The organism is Microbacterium alkaliflavum (assembly GCF_044325405.1).
Lineage (GTDB): Bacteria > Actinomycetota > Actinomycetes > Actinomycetales > Microbacteriaceae > Microbacterium > Microbacterium alkaliflavum.
On sequence record NZ_JBIQWL010000013.1, the window covers coordinates 28653 to 41368 of the forward strand.

A 12716-nucleotide genomic window follows, 5' to 3' on the forward strand; every position below is an offset into this window, starting at 1 on the left:
TCGACGCACGGCTCGGTCGTGCTCATGGTGCCCGACTCGGCGGCTCCCCGCGGACCCCCGACGCTCGGCCCGCTCTCACCGCTCTGGTCCGACCCGCAGCTGACGGAGTCGAGCCAGCCCGACGACCTCATCCTCGTCGCACAAGGCGCCGTGCTCCTCGCACAGGGCGCCACCCAGCAGGCCGCGCCCAAGGGCGTCACGGCAGCGTTCCGCAGCGGCATCTGGGCCGCCACCGACATCACCCTCTGGGTCGGCGACGACGTCTCGGCTCCCGTCGACACCTGGATCGTCGCGGGACGCCTCATCACGATCCACGGCGACCAGGCGCCCGCCGGCGCTGATGCCGACCCGGCGGTCGGCACGAGCATGACGTTCGCGGGCGTCGTCGGCGGCATCTTCGACCTCTGCGCCGGCGGCTGCAGCGACCGCACCGACCTCACCGAGATCTTCGGGAACACCGAGTCCGACACCTTCCTGTTCACCTCGACGTTCCTGGGCGCGAAGACCCACGTGTTCGGCAGCAGCACGGCGGCGAACGGCGGCACCGCCGACGACGGCGCCGACACCTTCACGGTGCTGAACCTTCAGACGATGCTCGTCGATCTCGGGCACACGCTGACCCTCGACGGCCAGGACGAGGGCGACACCTACCTCGTGCAGACGACCGGCAGCCAGGGCGACCCCCGTGACTACGTCATCAACGTCCTCGACACGGGCGACTCCGGCACCGACGCCCTCACGGTGCGCGGCACCGACTCCAGTGACGACGTCTTCCTCCTGCGCCGCTTCACGACCCTCACCGAGCCGAACTGGACGGCGAACCGGCCCGCATTCGTCGCACTGCTGCACGTCGACACCGACGACGCACGCACCTCCGACCCGGCCGGCAGCGCCGGCATTCGTCCCCAGTCGGTGCAGCGCATCAACTACGACCTCGGCCTCGACGACCCGCTCGGCGGACTGACGATGCTGGGGCTCGGCGGCGACGACTCCTTCGCCTCCGACGACAACAGCGCCGGCACGGTGCTCGACGGCGGCGCGGGGAACGACACCTTCCAGTTCGGCCAGCTCTACGGCACCCAGCGCAACGCCACAGCGGCACCGGCGGGCGGCGACCTCGCCGGCGACGACATCTTCGGCACGATCGCCACGACCCGCGGATGGCTCAGCGCCGGCATCAGCCGCGCGACGACCGCCATCGGCGGCGCGGGCGACGACATCTTCCAGGTGTACGCGAACGAGGCACTCCTCACGCTCCTCGGCGGTGCCGGCAACGACCTGTTCACCCTGCGCGCCTTCGCGCTCGCCCAGACGACCGGCGACTGCACCCCGGATGCCGTCAGCCCGACCTGCCACATCGTGTTCCGCTCCGACGCTCCGGGCGTGCCGATGCCGCTTCTCGTCGGGACCCAGGTCGCGTACCACGAGAACCTCCCCGTCGCGATCGACGGCGGCGACGGCTTCGACAAGACCGTCATGGTGGCCACCGAGTTCGCCGACCACATCGTCGTGACGGCGACGGGCATCTACGGCGCCGGCATCACCGCGACCTACACGGCCGTCGAGATCCTCGAGGTCGACGCGATGGAGGGCGACGACACCGTCGACGTGCTCTCCACGGGTGCAGGCATCGCGACCCGGGTCATCGCGGGCCTCGGCAGCGATCTCGTGCAGATCACCGGCGATGTCGCCCCCGACGTCGTCGCACGCGACGCGGCCGGCGCGCTCATCCCGTTCGGCAAGGGCGCACATCTGCTCGGCACGATCGACGGTCCGCTCGGCGTGATCGGCGGCGCGGGCCCGGCCCGGCTGCTCTGGACCGCGTTCGTGCTCCCCGGCGAGGCGAACCAGGCGCTCTTCGCGCTCGCCCCGCTCCCGAGCGAGGCGCAGCAGATCGATCTGCTGCTGATCTTCGACGACGCCGCGCCCGCGGGGCACTCCGGTGTGCTGACAGCGTCGTCGCTCACCGGCTTCGACCTCGCGGGCGCGCTCGCCTTCGGCGCGACGGCCCTCGGCGAACCCACGTCGTTCGGAGCCGGCATCACGATCGGCGACACGTTCGAGGCCATCTCGCTCTTCCTCGGCGCGGGCTCCGACAGCCTGCTGATCACCTCGACCCTGGTTCCGGGAGTGGATGCCTCGACCGGCGTCGTCGCCCGCCACGGCGGCCTCACGGTCATCCACGGCGGCGGGGGCGACGACGTCATCACAGTCACCGGTGGTGCCGGGCCGGTCTCGCCGCTCGTGATCTACGGCGACACCGACAAGACGGGTGCCTGGTATGCCGGGTCGGCGGGCGCCGTCTCGCTGTCGATCATCGGCGGCAAGCCGTTCGCGAACGAGATCGGCAACGCGCCCACCTTCCGAGTGAGCCTCGCGAACGCCTTCGCGAACGCCGGCGCCGACACGGTCGACGCCTCGGCGATCGGCGACCCGTCGTGGTCGATCGGCGTGATCGCGTACGGCGGCGCGGGCAACGACACGATCCGCGGCAGCCAGGCGGGCGACGTGCTCGCGGGCGGCTCGGGCGACGACCTCATCGTCGCGAACGCGGGCGATGACCTGGTCTGGGGCGACTCGGGCATCCAGGTCGACCTCCGCACGCGCACGCTGTCGGTCATCGTGAACGGCGTCAGTGCCCAGGCCGCGGCCGACCCGCTCACCGCTGGGCGCGACCACATCGTCGGCGGCGACGGCGGCGACCTGATCTTCGGGGACCACGGCGTGCTCGTTCAGGACACGACCGAGGCCGTCGTCGGACCCGCCGGGTACGTGCGGTCGGCGCTCGAGCCGGAGCGGATCGAGACGACGACCCGGCGCGTCGACGCCAGGACGGCCGAGCCGCTCAACGGTGCCGCCGACCTCATCTCGGGCGATGCGGGCGACGACGTCATCTTCGGCGGCAACGGCGGTGACACGATCTCGGGCGACGCGGGCGACGATGTCGTCTTCGGCGACCACGGGCACGTCCTGTGGGCACTCCCCGACCACCCGTTCGCGACCGTCGAGACGACGGACCCGAACGTGCCCGCCGGCAGCGACCTCATCTCGGGCGACGCGGGCGACGACGTCATCCTGGGCGGCAACGGCGGCGACACGATCTCGGGCGACGCGGACGATGACATCCTCCTCGGCGACCACGGTCGGGTCGCATACGACCTCGCGACGGGTCTCCCGAAGCGCATCGAGACGACGGATGCCACGGCTCTCGCCGGCGCGGACGTGATCACGGGCGACACCGGCGACGACATCGTGCTGGGCGGCAACGCGGGCGACCTTATCTCGGGCGACGCGGGTCGCGACATCCTCCTCGGCGACCACGGTCGCATCGAGATCGACCGTCCGTCGGGCCTCGTGCAGCTCATCACCACGACCGACGCGGCGGTGCCGGGCGGCGCCGACACGATCTCCGGCGGCACCGAGCGCGACATCGTGCTCGGCGGGAACGGCTCCGACACGATCTCCGGCGACGCCGAGGCTGACATCGTGCTCGGCGATCATGGTGTCGTGCGCGACAGCACCGTCAGCGGGACGGCCGACGGCACGTGGGACCTCATCACGACGACCGACCCGAACCAGGGCGCGGCCGACGTCGTCACGGGCGGCACCGAGAACGACATCGTCTTCGGCGGCACGGGCGCCGACACCGTGGCCGGCGGTGGCGGCAACGACCTGATCTTCGGCGACCACGGCAAGGTGGAGTCGACGGTGGCCTACCTCGGGCGGCTGGGCATCTTCCTCGAACTGCTGCCGCTGAACATGCCGCTTGCCGCCCACCCCTTCGCGTGGACGTCGATCGCCACGCAGCCCGCCGACGGCGGGGCCGCCGACCTCCTGCGCGGCAACGCGGGCGAAGACGTCATCATCGGCGGGCAGGGCGCCGACCGCATCACCGGCGGCACGGGCGACGACGACCTCATCGGCGGTCACAACGTCGCGGGCGGCAGTGACACGGGCGACTTCATCGACGGCGGCGAGCAGAACGACGCGATCGCGGGTGACAACGCGAACCTCCTGCGCACGGGCGACGCGACGAGCCGCCGGTTCCAGGTGCTCACGGGCGACGCGATCTTCCAGCAGGACACGGGATGCCCGAACATCGCGTCGGCCACCGCGTGCGGCGTCGGCGCGCTGAACTCGTACGCCGACCCGCGTGGCGCGAAGGAGCGCGACGTCCAGCTGTTCGACCACGACACCTCGACCCCCACCGGCCGCTACGGCGACGACGTCATCGCCGGCGGTGCCGATGACGACCTCATCTTCGGCCAGCTCGGCGACGACTGGATCCAAGGCGACGGCTCGGCGATCGACGACTCCGGCGCCCTCACGATCGACGTGCGCACGACGCGGCAATCCGTCGAGGACTACGCCGGCCCCGGCCGCGACGGCGACGACTGGATCGAGGGCAACGGCGGGAACGACGTCATCTTCGGCGACCTGGGCCGTGACGACCTCATCGGCGGCAGCTCCGACCTCTTCAGCCTCACGACGGCCGCCCGCCGCCCGGACGGCGCCGACACCATCTTCGGCGGTGCGGGCATCCGGCTCGTGCGCAACAACTACGGCGACCTCGAGGAAGGCGGCCATGCCGCCGACAGCGACGTCATCCTCGGCGACAACGGCACGATCTTCCGCCTCGTGAGGATGGTCGGCGCCACGGCGCAGTTCCTGCAGTTCACGTACGACGACTACGCGGGCGCGCTGCGCCTCGTGCCGCGCGCGTACACGCTGCTGGACTACACCGTCGGCTCGCCCAACGGCGTGGGCTCCGCCGACCTCATCCACGGCGAGGACGGCGACGACACGATCCACGGCCAGCTCGGCGACGACGTGCTCTTCGGCGAGGGCCAGGACGACGACATCTACGGCGGCTGGGGCAACGATCGGCTCTATGGCGGCACGGGCGTCGACGGGATGCTCGGCGACGACGGGGTCATCCAGACGAGCCGCAACGGGTCGACGGAACCGCTCCACCACGTCGTGAGGGCGGACGCCGAGGACTTCGTCTCCCTGCCCGGGCCGTTCACGGGAGCCGAGATCTACATCCTCGGCGAGCTCCTCAAGCGTGCCGACATCCACACCTGGATCGATGGCGCGGTCAACGACGACACGATGTACGGCGGACTCGGCGACGACTTCATGCACGGCGGCGAAGGCAGCGACGCCATGTCGGGTGCTGAGGCGATGCAGCAGTTCTACAACCGCGATCTGCGCAACGGTGGGCTGAGCCGGCTCGCGACCGAGCTGCCGCTCATCGACGTCGACCCGCTGCACTACAACGCCGACACGACGATGTTCGCGCAATACGACGCCGACGACCCACGCTCGCTGATCCCCGGCTTCCTGCTGAACTTCGACGCGTACGTCCTCGATGAGGCGACCGGCCTGCCGATCGACATCGACGGTCAGAAGGTCAAGTCCGACGACGGTCGCGACCGGATGTACGGCGATCTGTGGCACGACTGGCTCGTGGGCGGCACCAACTGCGACTGGCTGTTCGGCGGATTCGGCGACGACCTGCTGCAGCTCGACGACAACCTCGAGACCGCGGGCGGCGCCAACACCGACCCCGAGAACGACGACCCGCGGTTCCGCGACGGCGACTTCGCCTTCGGCGGCGCCGGGCGCGATGTGCTCATCGCCAACACGGCGCAGGACCGCATGTACGACTGGTCGGGCGAGTTCAACAGCTTCATCGTGCCGTTCGCACCGTTCGGCTCGCCGACCGTCAACCGCAGCTTCAGCCCGCAGATCCGCAATCTCATCCGTGCCCTCACCGCGGCGGGCGGCGCCGACCTCGGCCCGGCCGTCCCCGCCGGCGAGCCGTACGACGAGACGGCGCTCGTCGAGCAGAGCGACGGCCAGCTCTGGCAGGACCAGAAGGGCGGCCCGCGCGACCCGCAGCCGGGCAACATCGGCGGCGTCGGACGCGACGACGTCGGCGGACCCAACCTGCACTGCCCCTGCGACCCGCAGACGATCCTCCGCGTCGTGAAGTACGTCAACGGCCAGGACGCCAACGAGACCGGACCGACGCTGCCGGTCGGCTCGGTCGTGGTCTGGACGTACCAGGTCACCAACCCCGGCGCCGTCGCGATCCGCCTCACGCGCCTGCTCGACGACGCCGGCACACCGGCCGACCCGAGCGACGACTTCGTCCCCGTCTACGTCGGCGGCGACAGCGACGGCGACGGCTGGGTCGACCCCGGCGAGACGTGGCTGTTCCGCGCCACCGGAATCGTGCGCGCCGGACGCTACGAGAACGTCGTGACGGCGGAGGGCGTCGGCACGAACGGGCAGTCGCGGCGCGACAGCGACCCTGCCGTCTACATCGGGCTGACCGCGCCGGACGAAGTGCTGCTGTTCGTCGAGAAGGCCGTGAACGCCGCCGATCCGCTGCACCCCACACCTGCAGAGGACGCGGACTCGCCGAGCGGCCCTATCGTCACGGTCGGCTCGCTCGTCGTCTTCACGTATCTCGTCACCTCGCTCGGCGGGGCGGTCACCGGGGTCACCCTGATCGACGACAACGGCACGCCGAACGACCCGAGCGACGGCTTCGCTCCCGCCTACGTCTCGGGCGACACCGACGGCGACGGCATCCTCGACCCCGACGAGGTGTGGGTGTACCGCGCAGCCCGCCTGGCGGTCCTCGGCCCCTACGCGAACACCGCGACCGTGCGCGGCACAGGCGGCGGACGCCCGCTCGTCGACACCGACACGGCGAATTACCGCGGCATCCCGGTCGGCGAGACCGTGCTCCTCGTCGAAAAGGCTGTGAACGCGGTCGACCCGCTGCACCCGACGTTCGCGGAGGACGCCGACTCGCCCACGGGGCCGCGGATCACCGTCGGCTCGCAAGTCGTCTTCACGTACCTTGTCACCGCCGTCGGCGGATCGTTGTCGTCGCTGACGCTGCGCGACGACAACGGCACGCCCGACACCGCGTCCGACGACTTCACCCCCACCTATGTGTCCGGCGACACGAACGACGACGGCCTCCTCGACCCTGACGAGGTCTGGCTCTTCCGGGCGATCCGATCGGCGATCCTCGGGCAGTACACGAACATCGCCACGGCCCGCGGCAGCGCCGAGGGAGTCGCGCTGACCGCGATGGATGCCGCGAACTACCTCGGCGTGCCCGTGGGCGAGACCCGGCTCGGGGTCGAGAAGGCAGTGAACGCGGTCGATCCGCTGCACCCGACGCCGGCGGAGGACGCCGACCTGCCGACCGGTCCGGTCGTGACGGTCGGTTCGCAGGTCGTGTTCACTTACCTCGTCACGGCATCGGGTGGCTCGGTCTCGGGGGTCGCGCTCGTCGATGACAACGGCACGCCCGGCACCGCGTCCGACGACTTCGCCCCCACCTATGTGTCCGGCGACACGAACGGCGACGGCATCCTCGACCTCGGCGAGACCTGGCTCTTCCGGGCCATCCGCACGGCGATCCTCGGCCAGTACACGAACATCGCCACGGCGAGCGGATCCGGCGGCGGAGTCGCGCTGACGGCGACGGATGCCGCGAACTACCTCGGCATCCCCGTGGGCGAGACCAGGCTCGCGGTCGAGAAGGCCGTCAACGCGGTCGACCCGCTGCACCTGACGCCGGCGGAGGACGCGGATCTGCCGACGGGTCCTGTCGTGGCGGTCGGCTCGCAGGTCGTGTTCACCTACCTCGTCACGGCATCGGGCGGCCCGGTCTCGGGGGTCGCGCTCATCGATGACAACGGCACGCCCGGCACCGCGTCCGACGACTTCGCCCCGACCTACGTCTCGGGCGACACCGACGGCGACGGCATCCTCGACCCTGACGAGACATGGCTCTTCCGGGCGGTCCGCACGGCGATCCTCGGGCAGTACACGAACATCGCCACGGCGAGCGGATCCGGCGGCGGCACCACCCTGACCGCGACGGATGCCGCGAACTACCTCGGCATCCCCGTCGGCCTGATCTCCATCGAGAAGGCCGTCAACGCGGCATCCCCCCTTGCTCCCACCGCCGCCGACGACGCCGACACGGCCGGCCAGGCCAAGCGCCTCGCACCCGGGGTCGTCGTCATCTGGACCTACCTCGTCCGCAACCTCACGCAGGCCGGCGTGCGCGACATCGTCGTGCGCGACGACAACGGGACGCCGCTCGACACCTCCGACGACTTCACGGCCCGGTACCTCTCGGGCGACGCCGATGGCGACGGCGAGCTCGACCCCGACGAGGTGTGGCTGTTCACGTCGGTCGGTGTCGTGACGGCGACGGCCCGGGTGGGGCTCTACGGCAACGTCGCGGTGGTGACGGGGCACGACCCGGCGGGGACCCTGATCACGGCGAACGACTCCGCGTTCTACTTCGGCGCGATCGCCGCACCGGTCGTGACCAAGTACGTCAACGGCCAGGACGCCCAGACGGCCCCGGGCGTCGTCGTCACCGTCGGAAGCCAGCTCGTCTGGACCTACGAGGTCCGCAGCACGGGCAACGTGGCCCTCGCGATCGATCTCGTCGACGACAACGGCACATCCGACCCGTCCGACGACTGGCGCCCCGCCTACGTCTCCGGCGACACCGACGGCGATGGTCTGCTCGACCCCGACGAGGTGTGGCTCTACCGCGCGACGGGCGTCGCGACGGCCGGACTCTACGTCAACATCGCCACCGTCACGGGTCGCGTGCCCGGCACGGACCTCGTCGGCACCGACACCGACGTCGCGACCACGACAGGTGTCGTCGTGCCGCCGACCGCGATCTCCATCGTCAAGCGCGCGAACGGGCAGGATGCCGACACCGAGGCGACGGCCGTGCGCGTGGCCGCGGGCTCCACGATCGAGTGGACGTTCGAGGTGCGCTCGATCGCCGGCTCCCTCCCGCTCGCGGGCATCACGGTCGTCGACGACCGCGGCACGGTCGACCCCTCCGACGACGTGACGCTGACGCTCCTGTCGGGCGACACGAACGGCGACGGCCTGCTGGACCCGGGCGAGGTGTGGCGCTATCGCTTCACGACCATCGCCGGCGCGGCCGCCCTGCACAACGTCGCCCGCGTCACGGGCGCCGACCGGTTCGGCACGGTCTACTCCGACGACGACCCGGCCTGGGTTTACGGCGTGCTGCTCGGCATCGACGTCGAGAAGGCGATCAACGCAGTGAACCCGTGGGCGCCGACGGGCCTCGAAGACGCCGACGCCGGCGGGCCGCAGCTGCTCCCCGGCACGAACGTCGTCTGGACGTACCTCGTGCGCAACACGGGCAACACCCCGCTCGCCGTGAGCCTCGTCGACGACAACGGCACGGCTTCGACCGCCGACGACTTCCTCCCGGTCTACGCAGGCGGCGACACGAACGGCAACGGTCTCCTCGACGTCGGCGAAGTGTGGCTGTTCACGTCGGCGGGCGTGCGCACCCACGTCGTCGGCTCGACGGGCTACACCAACACCGCGACCGTGACCGGCACGGCATCCGACGGCACGGTCACCGACCGCGACGCGGCCGTCTACCGCGCCGCGACGGGCGGTGCGGAGGGTCACACGCCCGGCTTCTGGAAGAACAACGCGACGAACTGGGGTGCGATCGCCTGGCCGCGCAACCCCGACGGCACGCTCGTGTACAGCCCCGACCAGCCGGTGGGCAGCGTCTTCAGTGCGGCGCCCGCGGCCTACGCGAACCGCACGCTGCTCGAGGCGCTCGGCACGGGCGGCGGCGGCATCGACGCGCTCCTGCGCCAGGCGGTCGCGGCGCTCCTGTCGTCGGCGCACCCCGAGATCGCCTACCCGTACACGACTTCGCAGGTGATCGCGCGCACGAACGCGGCGCTCGCGAGCGGCGATGCGAAGCTCATCTCGACGCAGTCGAGCGAGTTCGACAAGTTCAACAACTACGGCTCCGACCTCGACCAGCACGGCATCGCGGGCGGGGTGATCGTGGCAGACCCCGTCGTGGCTCCCGCCCCCGCGGCCGCGCCGACCGCGAGCATCGACGACGCGACGGTCACCGAGGGGTCGACCGGCAAGGGTACGGCCGCGACCCTGACGATCACGCTCTCGGCGCCCGCGACGTCGGCCGTCACGATCGTCGTCTCCGTCACCGGCGGAACCGCCACGAGCGCCGACTACAAGGGGTCGACGACGGTGACCCTCGTGATCCCCGCCGGGCAGACGACGGCGACCTTCAGCCTCACGATCGTGGGCGACAAGGTCGCCGAGCCGGCCGAGACGATCATCGTCGGCATCATGAGCGTCAGCTCCGGAGTGGCGATCACCGACGGCACGGGCATCATCACGATCCTGGACGACGACTGACGATCGGCGGGCCCGTGCCCGAAGCCCCTCGAGCCCGGGGTGGCGGCGGTCGTCGGTCGAACCCGCGGATGAGCCGGTCGTGCACAGCCCTCGCCGATCGACGCATCGCGGCCTGATCGCCGCCATCCCCGAACCGCGCGGTGGGATGCCGCGCCCGACCCGTCGGTAGGCTCGAAGCATGCTCAACATGGCCGAGGGCGTGGCGCGCCTCGGCGCCCTCGCCGAGTCTCCCGTCATCGCGACGCTCGGCCGTGCCTTCGCCGAGGCCGGCCGCGACCTCGCGATCGTCGGCGGTCCCGTGCGCGACGCGCTGCTCGGTCGCGAGACGCACGACCTCGACTTCACGACCGACGCCCGGCCCGACGAGATCCTCCGCATCGTCACACCGATCAGCTCCGTGCAGTGGGATGTGGGGCGCGAGTTCGGCACGATCGGAGCCCGCGTCGCCGGCGAGCAGGTCGAGGTCACCACGTACCGTGCCGACAGTTACGACGGCGTCACGCGCAAGCCGACCGTCGAGTTCGGCAACACCCTCGAGGGCGACCTCGTGCGGCGCGACTTCACCGTCAACTCGATGGCGCTGCGGGTGCCGAGCCGCACGCTCGTCGATCCCACGGGCGGCGTGGAAGACCTCCTGGCGCAGACGCTGCGCACCCCGACCGATCCGCGGGTGAGCTTCGGCGACGACCCGTTGCGCATGCTCCGCGCCGCGCGGTTCGCGTCACAGCTCGAGTTCGACGTCGAGTCCCGCACGGCCGACGCGATCGCCGAGCTGCGCGACACCCTCTCGATCGTGAGCCCCGAGCGCATCCAGGGCGAGCTGACACGACTGCTGCAGACCGACGACCCCGTACGCGGCATCCGGCTCCTCGTCGACACGGGACTGCTCGCGGTCTTCCTGCCCGAGATCCCCGCCCTGCGGCTCGAGGTCGATGAGCACCACCACCACAAGGACGTCTACGAGCACTCGCTGACGGTGCTTCGGCAGGCGATCGCGCTCGAGAGATCGCGGCATCCGGATGCCTCCCCCGACGTTCCGCTGCGCCTCGCCGCGCTGCTGCACGACATCGGCAAGCCCGCGACGCGCAAGCTCGAGCGCGGCGGGGGCGTCACGTTCCATCACCACGACATCAAGGGCGCCCGCCTGGCGAAGAAGCGCCTTCAGGCGCTGCGCTTCGACTCGGACACGACCAACGTCGTGTCGCGGCTGATCGAGCTGCATCTGCGCTTCTTCGGCTACGCGGAGGGCGCGTGGACCGATTCGGCGGTGCGGCGCTACGTGCGGGATGCCGGAGCCGAACTCGAACGCCTGCACATCCTCACGCGCGCCGACGTGACGACCCGCAACAAGCGCAAGGCCGCACGGCTCGCCGGCGCCTATGACGACATCGAGCGGCGCATCGACGAGCTCGCGGCCCAGGAGCAGCTCGACGCGATGCGTCCCGAGCTCGACGGCAACCGCATCCAGGAGATCCTCGGCATCGGCCCCGGCCGCGAGGTCGGCGAGGCGTACAAGTTCCTGCTCGACGTGCGCCTCGATGAGGGTCTCGTCGGCGAGGACGAGGCTGAGCGGCGCCTCCGGGAGTGGTGGGCCGCCCGCGGCTGACTCGCCTTGTCGTCCATAGCCCGTGCTCTGGCCGAAAGCCCGTGTTGCGGACGGTGCGGAACGTGGGCGCTCGGTGAGAGCACGGGCTATGGACAGAGCGGGGAGGTCAGGCGACGTTGCCGCGGAGCGCGGCGAGCTCCTGGCCGTACGTCGTCGCGTCGGACTCGGCCTGCGCCTTCAGCTCCGCGGCCGCGTCGGCGAACGCGTCGAGTGCCGGGTTGACGCCCACGAGCGTGAAGGGGCGCTCCACGATGCGCAGATCGAGGCCCCAGACGTCGACGAGCACCCGGCGCAGCCACGCGGTCGAGTGGTCCCAGCCCTCCTTGGGCGTCCCGGGCGCGTAGTTGCCGCCGAGCACTGTGACGAGGGTCGCGGGCTTGCCGCGCAGGGCCGTGCCCTGCGGGTCGATGCGCGGGTCGGTGTAGGCCAGGTCGAACCACGTCTTGAAGTGTTGCGAGACGCCGTAGTTGTACAGCGGCACGGCGAACAGGAGCGCCTCGGCGTCGATGAGCTCGTCGGCGACGGTCTTCGCGAGGGCGCGAGCCTCGAGCTGGCGCTCGGTGCGCTGCTCGGCCTCGACGAAGCCCGACGTCACGACGTCGGCCCAGGCGGTGGCGGGAACCGGCTCGACGGCGAGGTCGCGGCGCACGACGCTCGAGTCGGGGTGGGCGGCGATCCACTCGGCCTCGACGAGGTCGGCGAGGGAACGGCTGGCGGAGGACGCGGGCAGGATGCTGGCATCCAGACGGAAGAGGGACATTTCTACTCCGATCAGGTGAGCAGCTAAGAAAAACATAGCGGCTAGCGAGACTGTAGCACGCGT

The 12716-nt window shown here is 71.1% G+C and carries 3 protein-coding genes (1 of these 3 only partly in view); 2 read left to right on the forward strand and 1 reads right to left on the reverse strand.

The window, feature by feature from the left end; translation table 11 throughout:
• Both ACH3VR_RS20975 and ACH3VR_RS20980 read left to right on the forward strand, forming a co-directional pair.
• Positions 1–10287 carry the final stretch of a hypothetical protein gene (locus ACH3VR_RS20975; RefSeq protein ID WP_397558281.1) on the forward strand. Its footprint begins 16884 nt before the window's first position, so 10287 of the gene's 27171 nt are visible here — the last part of the coding sequence; its start codon lies beyond the left edge, outside the window; the stop codon is at positions 10285–10287.
• 178 nt (positions 10288–10465) lie between these two features.
• Complete coding sequence (locus tag ACH3VR_RS20980; protein ID WP_397558282.1) at positions 10466–11893, forward strand: CCA tRNA nucleotidyltransferase; 1428 nt, start codon at positions 10466–10468, stop codon at positions 11891–11893.
• Between the two features lie 106 nt (positions 11894–11999).
• On the opposite strand, the gene ACH3VR_RS20985 is transcribed toward ACH3VR_RS20980, so the two are convergent.
• Positions 12000–12653, reverse strand: a complete 654-nt coding sequence (locus ACH3VR_RS20985; RefSeq protein WP_397558283.1) for an FMN-dependent NADH-azoreductase — start codon at positions 12651–12653, stop codon at positions 12000–12002.
• Positions 12654–12716: the final 63 nt, after the last annotated feature.

Coding starts and splice junctions, on each gene's coding strand:
- ACH3VR_RS20980 (WP_397558282.1), top strand. CDS start 10,466: ATGCTCAACATGGCCGAGGGCGTGGCGCGCCTCGGCGCCCTCGCCGAG.
- ACH3VR_RS20985 (WP_397558283.1), bottom strand. CDS start 12,653: ATGTCCCTCTTCCGTCTGGATGCCAGCATCCTGCCCGCGTCCTCCGCC.